18 protein-coding genes are annotated in these 18,014 nt (G+C 64.7%); 11 read left to right on the top strand and 7 right to left on the bottom strand.

Annotation, left to right across the window (positions count from 1 at the left end):
* Nucleotides 1–13 precede the first annotated feature (13 nt).
* The 4 genes from AC2YJX_RS03985 to smpB form a co-directional block, all read right to left on the bottom strand.
* Complete coding sequence (locus AC2YJX_RS03985; RefSeq protein WP_487255319.1) at nucleotides 14–931, bottom strand: anti-sigma factor family protein; 918 nt, start codon at nucleotides 929–931, stop codon at nucleotides 14–16.
* 9 nt (nucleotides 932–940) lie between these two features.
* Nucleotides 941–1,486, bottom strand: a complete 546-nt coding sequence (locus AC2YJX_RS03980; RefSeq protein WP_055398154.1) for an RNA polymerase sigma factor — start codon at nucleotides 1,484–1,486, stop codon at nucleotides 941–943.
* A gap of 33 nt (nucleotides 1,487–1,519) precedes the next feature.
* Nucleotides 1,520–1,891, bottom strand: coding sequence for a COG4315 family predicted lipoprotein (locus AC2YJX_RS03975; RefSeq protein WP_487255318.1), 372 nt, complete (start codon nucleotides 1,889–1,891; stop codon nucleotides 1,520–1,522).
* Between the two features lie 145 nt (nucleotides 1,892–2,036).
* Nucleotides 2,037–2,510 carry an SsrA-binding protein SmpB gene (gene smpB, locus AC2YJX_RS03970; RefSeq protein WP_055398252.1) on the bottom strand — a complete coding sequence of 158 codons (474 nt, stop codon included), beginning with the start codon at nucleotides 2,508–2,510 and terminating at the stop codon, nucleotides 2,037–2,039.
* Nucleotides 2,511–2,628: 118 nt separating this feature from the next.
* Here smpB and AC2YJX_RS03965 point away from each other — a divergent pair, with 118 nt between their 5' ends.
* Nucleotides 2,629–3,069 (top strand): type II toxin-antitoxin system RatA family toxin, encoded by a 441-nt coding sequence (locus AC2YJX_RS03965; RefSeq protein ID WP_121420481.1) that lies wholly within the window; start codon nucleotides 2,629–2,631, stop codon nucleotides 3,067–3,069.
* Nucleotides 3,062–3,421, top strand: a complete 360-nt coding sequence (locus tag AC2YJX_RS03960) for an RnfH family protein (protein WP_487255317.1) — start codon at nucleotides 3,062–3,064, stop codon at nucleotides 3,419–3,421. Before AC2YJX_RS03965 ends, AC2YJX_RS03960 begins: the two co-directional genes overlap by 8 nt.
* 21 nt (nucleotides 3,422–3,442) lie before the next feature.
* On the opposite strand, the gene AC2YJX_RS03955 is transcribed toward AC2YJX_RS03960, so the two are convergent.
* Nucleotides 3,443–3,982, bottom strand: a complete 540-nt coding sequence (locus AC2YJX_RS03955; protein ID WP_487255316.1) for a DUF4124 domain-containing protein — start codon at nucleotides 3,980–3,982, stop codon at nucleotides 3,443–3,445.
* Between the two features lie 108 nt (nucleotides 3,983–4,090).
* On the opposite strand from AC2YJX_RS03955, the gene guaB reads away from it, so the two are divergent.
* From guaB to AC2YJX_RS03930, 5 genes are all read left to right on the top strand, one after another.
* Entirely contained in the window at nucleotides 4,091–5,566 is a 1,476-nt protein-coding gene (gene guaB / locus AC2YJX_RS03950) for an IMP dehydrogenase (protein ID WP_055398151.1), read from the top strand.
* Between the two features lie 246 nt (nucleotides 5,567–5,812).
* Nucleotides 5,813–6,070 carry a type II toxin-antitoxin system Phd/YefM family antitoxin gene (locus AC2YJX_RS03945; protein ID WP_228897900.1) on the top strand — a complete coding sequence of 86 codons (258 nt, stop codon included), beginning with the start codon at nucleotides 5,813–5,815 and terminating at the stop codon, nucleotides 6,068–6,070.
* Nucleotides 6,067–6,501, top strand: coding sequence for a type II toxin-antitoxin system VapC family toxin (locus AC2YJX_RS03940; protein ID WP_176886335.1), 435 nt, complete (start codon nucleotides 6,067–6,069; stop codon nucleotides 6,499–6,501). The genes AC2YJX_RS03945 and AC2YJX_RS03940 overlap by 4 nt, the downstream gene beginning before the upstream one ends.
* Before the next feature lie 12 nt (nucleotides 6,502–6,513).
* Entirely contained in the window at nucleotides 6,514–8,133 is a 1,620-nt protein-coding gene (gene guaA / locus AC2YJX_RS03935; protein ID WP_055398148.1) for a glutamine-hydrolyzing GMP synthase, read from the top strand.
* A gap of 32 nt (nucleotides 8,134–8,165) precedes the next feature.
* Entirely contained in the window at nucleotides 8,166–9,167 is a 1,002-nt protein-coding gene (locus AC2YJX_RS03930; RefSeq protein WP_487255315.1) for an acyltransferase, read from the top strand.
* Between the two features lie 65 nt (nucleotides 9,168–9,232).
* Here AC2YJX_RS03930 and AC2YJX_RS03925 read toward each other — a convergent pair whose 3' ends face one another.
* Nucleotides 9,233–10,135 carry a hypothetical protein gene (locus AC2YJX_RS03925; protein ID WP_487255314.1) on the bottom strand — a complete coding sequence of 301 codons (903 nt, stop codon included), beginning with the start codon at nucleotides 10,133–10,135 and terminating at the stop codon, nucleotides 9,233–9,235.
* Nucleotides 10,136–10,536: 401 nt separating this feature from the next.
* Here AC2YJX_RS03925 and AC2YJX_RS03920 point away from each other — a divergent pair, with 401 nt between their 5' ends.
* Nucleotides 10,537–11,607, top strand: a complete 1,071-nt coding sequence (locus AC2YJX_RS03920) for a DUF6352 family protein (protein WP_487255313.1) — start codon at nucleotides 10,537–10,539, stop codon at nucleotides 11,605–11,607.
* Nucleotides 11,608–11,707: 100 nt separating this feature from the next.
* Here the strand turns inward: AC2YJX_RS03920 and putA are convergent, their stop codons facing one another.
* Nucleotides 11,708–15,454, bottom strand: coding sequence for a trifunctional transcriptional regulator/proline dehydrogenase/L-glutamate gamma-semialdehyde dehydrogenase (gene putA / locus AC2YJX_RS03915; RefSeq protein ID WP_487255312.1), 3,747 nt, complete (start codon nucleotides 15,452–15,454; stop codon nucleotides 11,708–11,710).
* Between the two features lie 139 nt (nucleotides 15,455–15,593).
* Between putA and AC2YJX_RS03910 the strand changes: the two genes are divergently transcribed.
* From AC2YJX_RS03910 to rlmD, 3 genes are all read left to right on the top strand, one after another.
* On the top strand, nucleotides 15,594–16,067 hold the full coding sequence (locus AC2YJX_RS03910; protein WP_228897906.1) for an Lrp/AsnC ligand binding domain-containing protein: 474 nt from the start codon (nucleotides 15,594–15,596) through the stop codon (nucleotides 16,065–16,067).
* 109 nt (nucleotides 16,068–16,176) lie between these two features.
* Nucleotides 16,177–16,488 carry a hypothetical protein gene (locus AC2YJX_RS03905; protein WP_228897911.1) on the top strand — a complete coding sequence of 104 codons (312 nt, stop codon included), beginning with the start codon at nucleotides 16,177–16,179 and terminating at the stop codon, nucleotides 16,486–16,488.
* Between the two features lie 55 nt (nucleotides 16,489–16,543).
* A complete protein-coding gene (gene rlmD, locus AC2YJX_RS03900; protein WP_487255311.1) occupies nucleotides 16,544–18,007 on the top strand; it encodes a 23S rRNA (uracil(1939)-C(5))-methyltransferase RlmD in 1,464 nt (487 codons plus the stop codon).
* The last annotated feature ends 7 nt before the right edge of the window (nucleotides 18,008–18,014 follow it).

Genomic DNA, 18,014 nt, shown 5'->3' with positions numbered 1-18,014 from the left:
CCCTGGCGGCGCGTCAGGGGTTCAGCTGTTGGTACGCCGCTGTCGCCAAGCTCAGCAGCTCGGTGCGGGACAGCTGTCCGCTCAAGGCGTAGCCAAAGCCCGCGTCCGTCCAGTAAAAGCCTGGCACCGGGCCATCTTGCGTGAACTGGAATGCGGTCGTGCTTGCGGTGGTCGGTGGCTGTGGACGGGGCGTGTTGTCGCTGGCAGGGCCAGGGCTGGTGGATGCCGCAGCCAAGGCGCCCAGGTACAGCGTGATCCGCTGGCCTGCGCTGTTCTGGTACATGAACTGCGCGCGCACCCCGGTGTCGCCAGGCAACAAGCGGCCGCCCACCAGTTCATAGCCCTGCGCGCCGAGCGCGGGGACCTTGAGCGGGCGGTCCAGTCGCTTGGACAGCCATTGCACCAGGTGGTCTTGCTGGGCGGCTGTGACTTCCACGGGGTGGCGGACTTCGGGCTGGTACACCGCGTGGGCGACTGCGGCTTGCTGGGCGAAGCGTTGTGCCGGTTCGGCAGCCAGCAGCGTGGTGCCGTTGCCCATCGCCAGCGTTTTGCCGGGTGCCACGGCAGGCCACTGGCCGCGTCCAGCCCACCCCAGCACAAAGGCCAGCAACACAGAGGCGGCCATGCCACCCCAACGCCACCACTGCGCCTGCTGCTCCCGGCGGTCCGTGGCCCGCAATGCTGCGGCCATCAACGTATCGGGCACGGGGGCGTGGAGCAGGTCCTGGTGCAGGGCGTGTAGCTGCTCTCGCTGTGCCTGCCAGTGCGCCAGTGTGGCCTGCGCTTCCTGATCATCCTGCAATTGCTCGCGCAGCGCCTGCGCCTGTGCGGGCGGCAATTGGCCGTCCACGAGGGCGTGCCAGGTGCTGCTTTCGCCAGCGCGTGGGTGGGGGGCAGGGTGGATCGGGTCCATGGTGGGGGGGCGGGTCATGGCTCTTTTTTATTTGAGGCGACGCAGCACAGGCACAGCGCCTGCTGCGGGTGCGTCTGCGTGGGCAGCCGGTATAGGGCTGGGCGCGGGCTCTCGGTCCATCAGCGCGCGCAGGCGCGTGCGGGCGCGGGACAGGCGTGACATCACAGTGCCTGCCGGAATGCCCAGAATGCGCGCGGTGTCCTCGTAGCTCATGTCCTCCATGGCCACCAGCAGCAGCACGGCCCGCTGGTCGGCGGGCAGGCGCTGCAGACAGCGCTCCAGATCCAGGGCGTCATCCGAGGGAGCGCGGGCACCCGGCAACTGGTCGTGAATGTCGTCGATGTCCACCTGCGCCAGCGCGGGCAGCGCACGGCGTTGGTTGAGGTACAGGTTGTGCATCAGAGTGAACAACCACGCGCGCAGGTCGCTGCCCGTGCGCCACAGCAACCACTTGCTGCAGGCACGTTCCAGCGTGTCCTGCACCAGATCATCGGCCGCCCAGGCATCGCCTGTGAGCACCCGCGCGTACCGGCGCAGGCCGGGCAGTTGTTCGATGACCTGGGTGCGGTTCATGCCGTGTGGGGCCTGTGCGGCGTTGAAGGGTTCTCAGGGCCGTGCGGTGCGCCAGACCTGGTTCACCCCGTCGCCGGTTTTGTCGCCGGGCTTGGTGTCCTTGATCCAGTAGTAGAGCGGCTTGCCCTTGTAGGCCAGTTGGGTCTTGCCATCGTCACGGGTGATGATGCTGTAGTCGCCACCGGGTGCCTTGCTGGCCATGAGCGGTGGCCAGTTGGTGGCGCAGGGGCCGTTGCACACCGACTTGCCACTGCCTGCCGCGTCGCGGTCGAACGTGTACAGCGTCATGCCGCCCGCTCCGACCAGTACGCCGTCCATGGTCTTCACGGGCGAGTCGTTCATGGTGGCGCAGCCGGCCAGTCCGGCTGCTGCGACAAAGGCGGCCATCGAGATCAGTTTTTTCATGGGTTTCTCCAGGGTGTGGTGCAGGCGGAGGCGAATGCTGCCTTGCACCGGGACAAACACATGGGCGCAGCGGTTTATTCCACGGCGTCGCAAAAAAATCTCAAGGGCTGGGCTGGGTGAGCGCAGACCGCATCGCACGCATGCCTCAGCGGCTGCGACTTTTCATGGCGCGTTCCACCTCGCGCTTGCCTTCGCGGTCCTTGATGGTGTCGCGCTTGTCATGCTCAGCCTTGCCCTTGGCCAGGGCAATTTCGCATTTCACAAAGCCGTTTTTCCAGTGCAGATTGAGCGGCACCAGCGTGTAGCCCTTTTGCTCGACCTTGCCGATCAGGCGCTTGATGTCGTCTTTCTTGAGCAGCAGTTTCTTGGTGCGCGCCGATTCGGGGTTGACGTGGGTGGAGGCGGTCTTGAGCGCATGGATCAGGCAGCCGAGCAGATACAGCTCGCCATCGCGGATCAGCACGTAGCCATCGGTCAGCTGCACCTTGCCCTCGCGCAGGGCCTTGACCTCCCAGCCGTGCAGCACCATGCCCGCCTCGTGGCGTTCCTCGAAGAAATAGTTGTAAGCCGCTTTCTTGTTGTCGGCAATGCGGGACGTAGGATCGGGTTTTTTGGCCATGAAGAGGTAGATGCGGCACAAACCGGGAGTTAAAAGGCCTCCCTACAATGTGTGGGTGTCGCTGGCAGCGATTCTAATTTCCTCCGCTTGGCGCACACCGATGCCAGGCACAGTCTGCATGAAAACCGTTCATAAGTCCGTCCTCATTTGGTACAGCCCCGAAGAAATGTTTGCCCTGGTCACCGGGGTGGAACACTACCCCCAGTTTCTGCCATGGTGCGATCACGCGGGCGTGCTTGAGCAGACCGAGGACGGCATGACCGCCGAAGTGGGCATTGCGTTCAGCGGCATCCGCCAGACCTTTGTGACGCGCAATACCCACGAGGCAGGTCGGCGCGTGCAGATGCATCTCATCAAAGGGCCGTTCTCGCGCCTGGATGGCGACTGGCACTTCCACCCGGTGGGCGACGGTTCGCAGCGCGCATGCAAGGTGGAGTTGCTGCTGAATTACGGTTTTGACAGTGCCACGCTCGCGGCGCTCGTAGGCCCGGTGTTTGACCGCATCGCTGGCAGCATGGTCGATGCCTTTGTGAAGCGTGCGGAGCAGGTGTATGGCTGAGCGGGTGCCGGGGAGCACTGTGCAGGTCACGGTGGTGGTCTGTATTGCTCCTCGCAAAACGCAGGAATGGGTACTTCAGCTGCGCGAAGGTGCCACTGTGGCTGATGCGTTGCGGGCGTGTGGGGCGGATGGCGCCCTGGGGCCGCAGGGCAGTGCAGACCGGCCGACCCTGGGCATCTGGGGGCGTGCAGTGTTGCCTGACGCCGCAGTCAGGCATCTGGACCGTGTGGAGGTCTACCGCCCACTGAAAGTGGACCCCAAGGTGGCCCGCCGTGAACGTTTTGCACGGCAGGGCGCGCGGACCACGGGGCTGTTTGCACGCCAGCGGCCCGGGGGTAAGTCGGGCTACTGAGGTCGCCTTGGGTGGCTCGGGTTAGCGCTTGCAGTCGGCGGCAATGATGCCGTCGATGCGTTTGGATTCGGCCGCCCGTCCAGCTTCGTCGAGGAAGATGCGCTCGCCCTGGGCGTTGGACTGGGTGATGGGTTTGCCCGAGTCAAACGCTGCCTTGGCCTGGCGCGCGCGCGTGCAGTTGTCTGCCTTGGTCTTGGCCAGCTTTTCTTCGTCTGCTTTTTTCTTGGCCGCTTCCGCCGCTTCTGCCTGGGCTTTTTTCTCTTCCAGGGCTTTGTCTTTGCCGGTACCCGGCGCGCTGGCGGCAGGCTTGGTGGCCGAGGCGGCAGCGGTGGTTGTGGCCGCAGGGGTTCCTTCCGCTGGCGCGGCTGCCACTGGAGCGGGTGCTGAACGCGGAACCCCGCCACCGGGCTGCTTCAGGATGTTCTTTTCCGGGGTATCTTGGGGTGGAGGGCGGTCGCTGAAGACCTTGCGGCCGTCCTTGTCGATCCACTGCCATTGCGCCGCCGCGCCCATGGCCCAGGTGCAGGCCACGGCCAGCAGGAGAAGCTTGTGCATTTTCATGCGGACAAGTTTATCCATGTGACTCACCCCCCGCCAGTGCGTTGAAGACGGGCGGGCGCGTTTTCACCACACGCGGCGCGGGTACAATCCGTCTTTTGGAGCTTTCTCATGCGCCTTCTTGGAAAAGCGCTCACCTTCGACGATGTGTTGCTGGTGCCAGCGTACTCCCAGGTCCTGCCCAAGGACACGTCCCTCGCGACGAAACTCTCCCGCAATATCCAACTGAACCTGCCGCTCGTGTCCGCCGCCATGGACACCGTGACCGAGGCGCGTCTGGCCATTGCCATTGCCCAGGAGGGCGGCATCGGCATCGTGCACAAGAACCTCACGGCGCAGGAGCAGGCTGCTCATGTGGCCAAGGTCAAGCGCTACGAGTCCGGCGTGCTGCGTGATCCGGTGGTCATCACGCCCGAGCATACGGTGCTGCAGGTGCTCCAGCTGTCCGAACAACTGGGCATCTCAGGCTTTCCCGTGTGCGACGGCGGCAAGGTGGTGGGTATCGTCACCGGCCGCGACCTGCGCTTTGAGACCCGTTACGACGTCAAGGTCCACCAGATCATGACCCCGCGCGAGAAGCTCATCACGGTCAATGAAAAAGAGGGCACCACGCCGGCCGAAGCCAAGGCGCTGCTCAACAAGCACAAGCTCGAACGCATCCTGGTCGTGAACGACGCCTTTGAGCTCAAGGGCCTGATCACGGTGAAGGACATCACCAAGCAGACCAGCTTCCCCAATGCGGCCCGCGATGCCGCTGGCCGTTTGCGCGTAGGTGCAGCGGTGGGTGTGGGCGAGGGCACCGAAGAACGCGTCGAAGCCCTGGTCAAAGCCGGTGTGGACGCTATCGTGGTGGACACGGCCCATGGCCACAGCAAGGGCGTTATCGACCGCGTGCGCTGGGTCAAGCAGAACTACCCGCAGATCGACGTGATCGGCGGCAACATCGCCACCGGCGCGGCGGCACTGGCGCTGGTCGAGGCGGGCGCCGATGCCGTCAAGGTCGGTATCGGCCCTGGTTCCATCTGCACCACACGCATCGTGGCCGGTGTGGGCGTGCCCCAGATCATGGCCATCGACAACGTCGCCACGGCCCTCAAGGGCACAGGCGTGCCGCTGATTGCCGACGGCGGTATCCGCTACAGCGGCGACATCGCCAAGGCCCTGGCCGCTGGCGCCGGCACGGTGATGATGGGCGGCATGTTTGCGGGCACAGAAGAAGCGCCTGGCGAAGTCATCCTGTTCCAGGGCCGCAGCTACAAGAGCTACCGCGGCATGGGCTCCATTGGCGCCATGCAGCAGGGCAGTGCAGACCGCTACTTCCAGGAGTCGAGCACCGGCAACCCCAACGCTGACAAGCTCGTGCCTGAAGGCATCGAAGGCCGCGTGCCCTACAAGGGCTCCATGGTCAGCATCGTCTACCAGATGGCTGGCGGCGTGCGTGCCTCCATGGGCTACTGCGGTTGCGCCACGATCGAAGAGATGAACAACAAGGCCGAGTTCGTCGAGATCACCACGGCTGGTATCCGCGAAAGCCATGTGCACGATGTGCAGATCACCAAGGAAGCGCCGAACTACCGCGCTGATTAAGGGACAACCCCCTGAGTCGCTTCGCGCCTTCCCCCTTCTCTCGAATGGCTGCGCCATTCGGGAAGGGAGACGCAGCCAGTGCGGCGGGGCGGCCCTTGCACGGCTGCCCTAGCCTGGATCGCGGGCGTTAGCAGGGCATGGGTCTGATCTACCTTGGGAGATACCGAGTCTGGCCTGATTGAAGAAATCTGGTCAGACTGATATAGTCTGGTCTGAATTCACCATTCAGGCCAGACTTTTTTATTTATGCAGTCCGTTGGCATCTACGAAGCGAAAAGCAGGTTCTCTGCCTTGATCGAGCTGGTCGAGCAGGGCGAGGAAGTGCGCATCACCCGCCACGGCAAAGAGGTGGTGCGCATGCTTCCCGTGCGTCGGCGCCCAGTGATTTCTGACGAGCAGATTGCGCGCGAGCTGGGCCAGATGGATGCGCTGCATGCCAGCATTCAACCCGCAGGTTCATCGACGGTGGATAGCCTGCGCCGTACAGGGCGGAGCACTGCATGACCGCCTTCGTGCTGGATGCCTCGGTCACCGCCGCCTGGCTGCTGCCTGACGCGGCCAGCGAACACACCCGCCGCCTGTACACCCTGATCCGCCGCGATGAGGTGGAGCCCCAGGCGCCCAACCTCTGGCACTGGGAGTGCCACAACATCCTGGCCAGTGGCGTGAACAGCGGGCGCATTCCCGCCACATCCGTCGAAGGCCTGTGGGGCGTGCTCGAAGCCATTCGTCACCGCGTCGAATTGCACGAACTGGCCCCTGCCCAGCACAAGGCCGTGCTCGACGTGGCACTGGAGACCGGCCTGCCCACCTTTGATGCAGCCTATCTGTGGCTCGCCCGCTCGCTGCGCTTGCCCCTGGCCACGTTTGATCCCCAACAGGCCGCTGCCGCACGGCGCAGCGGTGTCCCACTTCTCGACCTCTCCCGCCTCTGACGGACCACCACCATGCAACACCAGAAAATCCTCATCCTCGATTTCGGCTCGCAAGTCACCCAGCTCATCGCCCGCCGCGTGCGCGAGGCCAATGTGTACTGCGAAGTGCACCCTTGCGATGTGACTGACGAATGGGTGCGCGACTATGCCAAGGACGGTTCGCTCAAGGGCATCATCCTGTCGGGCAGCCACGCCAGCGTGACCGAAGACACCACCGACCGCGCGCCGCAAGCGGTGTTCGATCTGGGTTTGCCCGTCTTGGGCATCTGCTACGGCATGCAGACCATGGCGCAGCAGCTGGGCGGCAAGGTCGAAATGGGCCACAAGCGCGAGTTCGGCTTTGCTGCCGTGCGCGCGCGCGGCCACACCGCACTGCTCAAGGACATCGCCGACTTCACCACGCCTGAAGGCCACGGCATGCTCAACGTGTGGATGAGCCACGGCGACAAGGTCACCGAGCTGCCCCCGGGCTTCAAGCTCATGGCCAGCACCGACAGCTGCCCCATCGCCGGCATGGCCGACGAAAGCCGTCGCTTCTACGCCGTGCAGTTCCACCCCGAAGTCACGCACACCGTGCAGGGCAGGGCGTTGCTGGACCGTTTCGTGCTCGGCATTTGCGGCACCCGTCCCGACTGGGTGATGCGTGACCACATCGCCGAAGCTGTGGAGCAGATCCGCCAGCAGGTGGGTGATGAAGAAGTGATCCTGGGTCTCTCGGGCGGTGTGGATTCGTCCGTGGCCGCCGCGCTCATCCACCGCGCGATTGGCGACCAGCTCACCTGCGTCTTCGTCGATCACGGCCTGCTGCGCCTGAATGAAGGCGACATGGTCATGGACATGTTCGTCGGTAAGCTGCACGCCAAAGTGATCCGCGTGGATGCGAGCGACCTCTTCCTGGGCAAGTTGGCGGGCGTGAGTGACCCCGAAGCCAAGCGCAAGATCATCGGCGGCCTGTTCGTGGACGTGTTCAAGGCGGAAGCCGCGAAACTGAAGGCGGGCGACGGGGGCCACAAGGGTGCCACCTTCCTGGCGCAGGGCACGATTTACCCCGACGTGATCGAGAGCGGCGGGGCCAAGAGCAAGAAGGCCGTCACTATCAAGAGCCACCACAACGTGGGCGGTCTGCCCGAGCAACTGGGCCTCAAGCTGCTGGAGCCCCTGCGCGATTTGTTCAAGGACGAAGTGCGCGAACTCGGCGTTGCCCTGGGCCTGCCGCCCGAAATGGTCTACCGCCACCCCTTCCCTGGCCCCGGCCTGGGCGTGCGCATTTTGGGCGAGGTGAAGAAGGAATACGCCGACCTGCTGCGCCGTGCCGACGCGATCTTTATCGAAGAGCTGCGCAACTTCCGTGACGAAGCCAGTGGCAAGACCTGGTACGACCTCACCAGCCAGGCCTTCACCGTCTTCCTGCCCGTCAAGAGCGTGGGCGTGATGGGCGATGGCCGCACGTACGACTACGTGGTGGCGCTGCGCGCCGTACAGACCAGCGACTTCATGACCGCCGACTGGGCTGAACTGCCCTATGCGCTGCTCAAGAAGGTGTCAGGCCGCATCATTAACGAAGTCCGCGGCATCAACCGCGTAACGTACGACGTGAGCAGCAAGCCGCCAGCGACGATCGAGTGGGAATAAACAAGCACTGTCACGCCAAAGACCTAGAAACAATGATCTGGCTTGATGCAGCGAGGGTCGTCTCGATCATGGCCGTGGTGGTCCTGCACGTGGTCGGCAGCGTGGTCACCGTGGCGGCGCTGGGTTCCCCTGGTTGGTGGTACGGCAATCTGTACGACGCCCTCGTGCGCTGGTGTGTGCCGGTGTTTGTGATGGTGAGCGGCGCGTTGTTGCTCGACCCGCGCAAGACCGAGGGCGTGGCCGAGTTCTACCGAAAGCGGGCGGCACGGGTCCTGCTGCCAATTGCTTTCTGGAGTGCTGTCTACATTCTTTGGAACCACCGGGGTGCCCTGGCCGAGCTGCGCGCGATGGATGTCTTGCACAGCGTTGCCAGAGGGTGGCCTCACTACCACCTGTGGTTCCTGTACATGATCCTGTGCCTGTACCTGTTCGTTCCCTTCCTGAGGACGCTGGTGCGCAACACAAGCCGGCGCGATCTGTGGTGGCTTGTGGCCTTGATGTTTGTGCTGTCTGGCGTGAACGAGTTTTCCCGCGTCTTTTCTGGCGATGGGGCGGGCCTTTTCATCAACTGGTTTCTGCCGTACCTGCCGTATTTCCTCTGCGGCTACCTGATCCAGACCAGTAACAGGAAAATCCCCCTGGCTGTGTTGATGGCGGTCTTTGGGTTGGCTGTCGCGGTCACCGCAGTGGGCTGCTACTGGCTGGGCCGCGCGCAGGGGCTGGACAGGGGACTGTATTTCTATGGCTACCTGAGCTTTTCCGTCATCCCCATGTCGATCAGCTTGATGCTGATGCTCAAACAATGCACGTTGGCGGAGGGATGGGCGCAGTGCGTTCAGAGGGTTGCTCCGTTAACGCTGGGCGTCTATCTGGTGCACCCGATTTTGCTGGAATCGTTCAGGGAATACGGTTTCAAGCCTGAGGACCACGCGCCGCTGCTCACGGTGCCGCTTGTGGCTGCTGTGGTGTTTGGTGGCGCGCTGGTGGTGGCGCTGGTGTTCCACCGTACCCCCTGGTTGAAACGGCTCATTTAGGAAGATCATGGCGGACCACGTCTTCCCCGCCCTGGGAAGACGGCAAACCCCAGGCCAGGCTGCGGTCAGGCCCTGGCTTCACCGGTGACAGGGTCGTAGGCGGTTCCGTCGAAGTTGATGATGCTGTTTGTGGCCGAGTCGTAAGTGGTCAGCCGGTAGGTGTCGGCACCTTTGCCGTCCAGACCGATGTAGGGCGCTTGGGCCAGAACCAAGCGGTTGTCTTGGGGGACTACCCCATCAGCCGTCCATTTATTGCTCATCAGCCATTCAGAGGGGTTCACGCCCTCGGGCGTTGCGACGGTCCCGTCCGTGCGCATCTTGGCGAGTGTCGGGTCCATGTTGAACCCTTCGGCCGCCAGCAGCATGTCGGGGTTCTTCTTGTAGAACGAGGCGGTCTCCGACGGCATTGCGGTCAGGTCGCTTTTGACGAGTGTCGAGCCATCCGTTGGGAATTGCGACAGTTTGCCGCTGCGAATGGCTTCGTAGTCCGCCGCAAACTCGGGGTGGTTCTTGAAGAACATGTAGCGGCCAACCACCTCCTGGTCGCCTCCGCTCAAAGACATCGCTGTCATCCGCACATAGTCCGGCACTTCGTAGTCTTCGGCAAACGTATCGCCCAGACCACGCTCCCAGGCGCGGAATTCTTCCAGGTTGCTGAAGGGCGCCTTGACTGCGGCCTCGGTGGTCCCGGTGTCCGCCGCATCTTTGGTGCTGTAGAGGGCGGCGGTGGATTGGTAGGGTTTGGTTTGTGCGGCCACCGTGGTGCCCCCTGCGGTGCCGGTGCCAGTCGCTTTTCCTTGTGCAGCCTCGGCAGACAGTTGTTCCAGCGTGGTCTGCAGTTCTTTGAGAAAGGTGACAGGGTCCGCGCCCGCGTGGTTCTGGGCCGTGCGCTCTGCCGCCTTGGCCGCCATGGAACTGGCGACGCCCAGGGACGTCAGCATGTTGGTGGCTTGTGAAATATCGAGCATGTTGCGACTCCTCGGGTGGTCTGGCAGTCCATGGCGTGGCATCGGGTGGATCACCCGGCCGATGGGGGTTCTGTGGACGTTGCCTTGATAGTCCCTGAATTCGATCAGGCCAATCCCGGGGTAAGCAGCGGAAAAACGGTGCTTTTCGAGAGGAGGTGGCCCCCTTTGTGTACATGGGGCGGTATGGGTAGCGAGAGGGGTTCGCACACAGCGTAAGGCGTGAGGAGTGCGACAACTACACTCACGGACTGTGTCAACGCCGCGTCGCAACTTCCCGTGAAGCCACTTGTTGCCCACCCACATTCACCCCAGCATTCACCTCCCGTCTTCCATGGTCCGACCCTTGACGCTTCCCACCGCGCCGCCACAACGTTCTTCTTCCTGGGGCAGAGGTCCTTCGCATGACGCCAGCTGCTGATTTCTGGCCCGGATGTGGCTTTCAGGCGCTGGCCCGGGATGCGCGCGGCTGGCTGGTGCCTTCCGATGAATACCTGCAGTGGCTGCTTGCCCGGCCTGAACTGGCGCTGGTGCCAGAGTCCTGCGCCGCCGAGATCGCCCTGCACGAATCTCTGGCGTTATCGCCTGCACGGGCGGTTTTGTCGGCCGAACTGGCAGCGGTGCAGGACGACGACGCCCGTGAAAACTACACCGTGTTCCTGCGTTTTCGCGATGGCCTGCTGGCCGCCGGCACGCTGGAGGCGTACTACTTGCAGCTCATGCGCAGTGGGATGGTGAACGTGCCCGCCGTGTTCATTGACGCCGTGGTGCAGGCCCTGCTGCGCAACCTGCTCGACAACTGCAACGACGCCTTCGAAGCACGCGCTGCCGAAATGCTGTTTCGGTCGCAGCGCATCACCTTGCAAGACGGGCAAATGCTGGCAGGCGACCGGGCGACGCTCGACATGCTCAACGAGACCGCGGGCCTGGGCGAGGTGGGCCGCTTGCTGCTGCAAAGCGGTGCACTGCAGCCCACGGCGCAGGTCAAGGTGCTGTCGGCCGACAATGCGGCGCAATATTGGCAGGAGAGCGACCGCCACCACTTTCTGCTCGACCTGACCCATGAGCTGACGCAGGACCTGAGCCATGGCCTGACCTTCAAGATGACCCGCGCCCGTTCTGGCCTGAAGGCGCTGGCGCGGGTGCTGGAGCGCTGGGTCGGCCACTTGCTGGGCGTGCAAGTGCAGATCGAGCCTGTGCACCAGGTCGCCGACAGCGCGTGGCGCTGGCATGTGGGGCTGGATGTGGAGTCCACCGCCATCCTCAACGACCTGTACCAGGATCGGCCGGTGGATGGCGAGCGCATGGCGCGGCTGGTGAGCCTGTTCACGCTGACCTTTGCCAACCCGGCCGAGATGCGTGCCGATGTGGCGGGCAAGCCGGTGTACCTGGGGCTGGCGACCAACGCCGAGGGCGTGGTGCGCATCAAGCCGCAGAACCTGTTGCTCAATCTGCCGCTCGCATCGGTATCTTGAGTGCTATTAAATTAATAGCTACTAACGCTTGATGAATAAGCGCTAGCAGCCAATTTTATTCAAATTTCTCCAGGTTGGATGATGGCCCGATGCTGGGCCCTCATCCAATGGTCATCAGGCTCGCGTTGCCGCCAGCTGCGGCTGTGTTCACGCTCAGCGCGCGCTCGATCAGCAGGCGCTCCAGCGGGATGTCCGTGGCACCGGGCTGCAGTGCCGTCACGCCCACGATAGGCCCCGAGCGGCGGGCGAGGGCGGTGCACACGGCTCGCAGCGAGGGGGCGTCGCCGTGGTGCAGCACGGCATCCAGCACCAGCGTGCCGTCGTTCAGCGTGTTGTCCTGCAACTGGATCTGCGCCTGCACCAGCGTGGGCAATGGCGTGCGCAGGTGGGCCTGGGCGCTGGGCCACAGGGCCGTGCCACCGGTGGCGAGCACAGCCGCAGTCTGTACCAGCAGGTCATCCACACTTCGCGCCAGGCACAGCACCCGGGCACGGGGGGCCAGGGTGTAGACGTTGCGCTCGCCCGTGGGGCCGGGCAGGGTGCGGGCGGTGCCGCTTTGGGTTTGCTGGGCAAACTGTTGGCAGGTGTTGGCCAGGGCTGCATTGCCCTGGATCTGCGCCCATTGCTGCAAGGTGGCCAGAGGCGCCAGCAGGCGTTCGCGCACTGCCTCTTCGGGCGGCGTAGCGCGGTCGGCGTCGGCAAAGGTGCGCGCCAGCACATCGGCCGGGCGCTGCGACAGCAGGCGCAGCAGGTACAGCGGCCCGCCTGCCTTGGGCCCCGTGCCCGACAGGCCCTCGCCGCCAAAGGGCTGCACGCCCACCACGGCGCCCACCATGTTGCGGTTGACGTACACGTTGCCAGCATGGGCGCGGTTGACCACGCGGGCGATGGTTTCGTCGATGCGGGTGTGCACGCCTTGCGTCAGGCCGTAGCCGGTGGCGTTGATCTGGTCGAGCAACTGGTCCAGGTCGTTGCGGGCGTAACGCACCAGGTGCAGCACAGGGCCGAAGACTTCGCGTTGCAGCTCGCCGATGTGGTTCAGCTCGATCAGCGTGGGGGGCACAAAAGTGCCTTGGCTGGTCGCGGTCGCAAGGTGCTGCGGGTGCTGGAACACCCGATGGCCTTGGGCCTTGAAGTTCTCGATGTGTTGGGTGATGCCCGCTTGTGCTTCGGCGTCGATCACCGGGCCCACGTCCACGCGCAGCTCGCCAGGGTTGCCCACGCGCAGTTCACCCATGGCACCTTGCAGCATCTCCACCACGCGGTCCGCGGCATCTTCCTGCACGCACAACACGCGCAGCGCCGAGCAGCGCTGTCCTGCGCTGTCAAAGGCGGACGACACCGCATCGCCCACCACCTGCTCGACCAAGGCGGACGAGTCCACGATCATCGCGTTCTGCCCGCCGGTTTCGGCAATCAGCGGGATGGGACGGCCTGCAGCGTCCAGCCGCCCGGCCACGGTGCGTTGCAGTATGCGCGCCACTTCGGTGGAGCCAGTGAACATAACGCCCATCACGCGGGCGTCACCGATCAGGCGCGCGCCCACGGTCTCACCCTGGCCGGGCAGCAGTTGCACCGCCGCACGGGGCACACCGGCTTGCCACAGCAGGCGCACGGCCTCGGCGGCGATCAGCGGGGTTTGCTCTGCCGGCTTGGCCAGCACGGGGTTGCCAGCGGCCAGCGCGGCCGCCACCTGGCCCATGAAGATGGCGAGCGGGAAGTTCCAGGGGCTGATGCAGGCCACGGGGCCGAGCGGGATATGGGTGGTGTTGTCGAAGGTGCTTTGCACCTGGGCCGCGTAGTAGCGCAGGAAGTCCACGGCCTCGCGCACCTCGGCCACGGCGTTGCTGGCGCTTTTGCCCGCTTCGCGCATCAGCAGGCCCAGCAGGGGCTGCATGCGGGCTTCGAGCAGGTCGGCGGTGCGCAGCAGCGCGGCAGCACGCTCGGCGGGTGGTGTGGCGGCCCAGGGGGCTGCTGCTGCCTGGGCGTGGGCCAGAGCCTGGTCTACGTCGGCTGTTGTGGCTTCTTGCACCTGGCCCACCACATCGCTGTGGTCGGCGGGGTTGCGCACGGGCTGGGTGGGGCCTGCGGGCAAGTCAGTAGCCAGCAGGGGCGCTGCCGTCCAGGCGTGGCTTGCCGTGGCTTGCAGGGTGGTGGCCAGCTCGGTCAGCGTGTTTTCGTTCGACAGATCCAGCCCGCGCGAGTTGGTGCGATGCGCGCCATACAGGCCCTGGGGCGTGGCAATGCGGGGGTGGGGCAAGCCCGCAGTGCCTTCTGCCGCAGCTTGCTGGTCTACGACCTGCACGGGGCTGCGTACCAACTCATTCAGTGCAATCGTTTCGTCAGCAATGCGGTTCACAAACGAGGTGTTGGCGCCGTTTTCCAGCAGGCGGCGAACCAGGTAGGCCAGCAGGGTTTCGTGCGTGCCCACTGGGGCGTAGATGCGGCACGGGCGGCCCAATTTACCGGCGGTGATGGCCCCCACCACCTGCTCATACAGCGGCTCGCCCATGCCGTGCAGGCACTGGAACTCGTACTGCCCGGCGTAGTAGTTGCTGCCCGCCAGTTGGTAGATGGTGGCCACCGTCTCGGCGTTGTGGGTGGCGAACTGGGGGTACACGGCTTCGGGCGCGGCCAGCAGCTTGCGTGCGCAGGCGATGTAAGAAATGTCGGTGTGCACCTTGCGGGTGTAGACGGGGTAGTCCTCCAGCCCATCAACCTGGGCGCGCTTGATTTCGCTGTCCCAGTACGCGCCCTTCACCAGGCGCACCATCAGCCGGCGCTGGGTGCTGCGGGCGAGTTGAACCACATAGTCGATGACGAAGGGGCAGCGCTTTTGGTAGGCCTGGATGACGAAGCCAATGCCGTTCCAGCCCGCCAGCGTGGGCTCGTGGCACAGGCGCTCCAGCAGGTCCAGCGACAGCTCCAGGCGGTCGGTTTCTTCGGCGTCGATGTTCAGGCCAATGTCGTACTGCTTGGCCAGCGCGGTCAGGCGCAACACCAGCGGGTACAGCTCATCCATCACACGGCCAAACTGTGCGCGGCTGTAGCGCGGGTGCAGGGCCGAGAGCTTGATGGAGATGCCCGGCCCTTCATAGATGCCGCGCCCGGCAGAGGCCTTGCCAATGGCGTGGATGGCTTGCTCGTACGAGGCGTAGTAGCGCTGCGCGTCCGCGCTGGTCAGCGCAGCCTCGCCCAGCATGTCGTACGAATAGCGAAAGCCCTCGGCTTCCATCGTGCGGGCGTTGCGCAGCGCTTCGTCGATGGTTTCGCCGGTCACAAACTGCTCGCCCATCATGCGCATGGCCATGTCCACGCCCTTGCGGATCAGGGGCTCGCCGCCCTTGCCGATCAGGCGGCTGAGCGAGTTGCCCAGGCTGCCTTCGCTGTGCGTGGCCACCAGCTTGCCGGTGATGAGCAGGCCCCAGGTGGCGGCGTTGACGAACAGCGACGGGCTCTTGCCCAGGTGGGCATCCCACTGGCCGTGGCTGATCTTGTCGCGGATCAGCGCATCGCGTGTGGCCTTGTCGGGGATGCGCAGCAGGGCCTCGGCCAGGCACATCAGCGCCACGCCTTCTTGCGACGACAGCGAAAACTCCTGCAGCAGCCCCTGCACGATGCCCGCGCGCCCGGCGCTGGCCTTGCGTTCGCGCAGTGCCTTGGCAATGCGCAGGGCCAGTTGCTGGGCCGACGCTGCTTGATCGGCAGGCAGGCGGGCCTGGGCCAGGAGTGGGGCCAGTGCTTCGGGCTCGGGGCGGCGGGTAGCGGCGGTGATGGCTGCGCGCAGCGGGTTGGAGAGCGGCGTGCGGGGCGCGAAGTCTGCAAACGGGGCGGAGGGCTGCGTCATGACGGAGTCTTTCAGGGGTTTGGCGGGGCCCAACACGGGGGAAAGTGTTGGTGGGGCGCGTTATTGGCGATGATCCTTGGGTTGGTGGTGAATAAATGGTCGAAAATTGGCTTCTACACCGAATTAATCGCTAATCAAGATGCAAGCAGAACCCGATCTCGACCGGATTGACCGCAAGATCCTGTCAATCCTGCAGGAAGACGGCCGCATTGCCAACCTCAAGCTGGCCGAGGCGGTGGCTCTGTCGCCCACGGCCGTGCTGGCGCGCGTGCAGCGCCTCACGCGGGATGGCTTCATCCTCGGCTACGAGGCGCGCCTGAACCCCCTGAAGCTGGGCGCGGGCATGCTGGTGTTTGTGGAGGTGCTGCTGGACCGCACCACGCCCAATGTGTTCGACCAGTTCAAGGCCGCCGTGCAGGTGCACCCCGAAATCATGGAATGCCACATGGTGGCGGGCGGGTTCGACTACCTGCTCAAGACGCGATCCGCCGACATGAATGCCTACCGCTTGTTTGCGGGCAACGTGCTGTGGCAACTGCCCGGCGTGCGCGAGACGCGGACCTATGCGGTGATGGAAGAGGTCAAGCACACCAACCATCTGCATCTGCGGTGAATGCCACGGGGTTCGTGATGCCGCGCCGCAGCCTCCAGCGGCCACATTGGCGTTGCCTGCCAAAGCCCGCATAATGCCCGGCAGACCTGTCAGATTGAGGAGAAGAACCATGATCCGCTTTCCATACGCTGCTGCTGCCCTGCTGGCGGCGGCCTTTTTCAGCCAGTCGGCTGCAGCCTCGTGCTACGTGGTTTACGGCCCCGACCAGGACATCGTGTACCGCGCCCCCCAGCCACCGGTGGACCTGTCCTACCAGATCCACCAGACCCTGCCACAGGTTGCCCCGGGCTCCACACTGGTGTTCTCGCCTGACAACCACAACTGCGACCTCCCCATCAACAAGCTGCCCCTGGCGTCTGCTCAAGGGGCTACGGGTTCCATGGGCATGGGCGGTCGTCCCGCCCGTGCAGACCGCAGCTGAGCGCCCGGTTCAGCGGCCCGTGCGGGGGCTGTCCCGGGCCTGAGACAATCGGGGGATGAGCGAACCGAAAGAACTATCCCCCTCGTTTGAACCCACCGCGCAGGATTCCCAGAGCGACTTGCCCGAAGGCTGGCTGCAAGTGCAGTCCATGGACCTGGATGCCCAGGGCGTTGCCCGCAAGCCCGACGGCAAGGTGATCTTCATCGACGGTGCCCTGCCGTTCGAGCTGGTCACCGCCAACACCCACCGCAAAAAGAACAACTGGGAGCAGGCCAGCCTGGTGGCGATTCACCGCGAATCGTCGCAGCGTGTGCGCCCCGGCTGCCAGCACTTTGGCCTGCACGCCGGTGCCTGCGGTGGCTGCAAGATGCAGCACCTGCACGTGGGCGCCCAGGTTGCCGTCAAGCAGCGCGTGCTCGAAGACAACCTCTGGCACCTGGGCAAGGTCAAGGCCCAGACCATGCTGCGGCCCATCGAAGGCCCGTCCTGGGGTTATCGCTACCGCGCCCGTTTGTCGGTGCGCCATGTGATCAAGAAGGGCCAGGTGCTGATCGGTTTCCATGAGCGCAAGAGCCGCTATGTGGCCGACATGCAGCAGTGCCCCGTGCTGCCCCCCCATGTGGACGCCATGCTGATGCCCTTGCGCGCGCTGATTGCCGGCATGGATGCGCGCGACACCTGCCCCCAGATCGAACTGGCCTGCGGCGACACCGTAACCGCGTTGGTGCTGCGGCACCTGGAGCCGCTGAGTGCGGATGACCTCGCCCGGTTGCGCGCCTTTGCGGCCGAACACCACGTGCAATGGTGGCTGCAGCCCAAGGGGCCCGACACGGTGAAGCTGCTGGACGAAGGGGGCGAGCTGCTGTCATATGCGCTGCCGGACTTTGGCATCACCATGCCGTTCAAGCCCACCGACTTCACCCAGGTGAACCCGCACATCAACCGCGTGCTGGTGTCGCGTGCGCTGCGCCTGCTGGATGTGCAGCCGCACGAACGCGTGATCGACTGGTTTTGCGGTTTGGGCAATTTCACGCTCCCACTGGCCACACAGGCGCGCGAGGTGCTGGGCATCGAAGGTAGCGAGGCCCTGGTAGCCCGTTCGCGCGAAAACTATGCATTGAATCAGGCCGTGGCGCCTGACCATAAAGCGCTAGCAGCTACGGATTTTGTAGCGCGCAACCTGTTCGCGATGACCCCGGAAATGCTGGTGGCCGACGGATCTGCCGACAAATGGCTGGTGGACCCACCCCGCGAAGGGGCGTTTGCCCTGGCCAAGGCCCTTGCCGACATCGAGCAGGCGCGCATCGGCGCCGAAGGCGCGGGCCCGCTGCCAAACGGGGCGGAGGGCTGGACCCCGCCGAAACGCATCGTCTACGTGAGCTGCAACCCCGCCACACTGGCGCGGGACGCCGGGCTGCTGGTGCACCTGGCAGGCTACCGGTGCACGGCAGCGGGCATGGTGAACATGTTCCCGCACACGGCACACGTTGAGAGCATGGCGGTGTTCGAGCGCGACTGAGCGAAGG

The organism is Acidovorax sp. SRI_002 (assembly GCF_057586455.1).
This window is presented reverse-complemented; position numbering and strand designations above follow the sequence as displayed.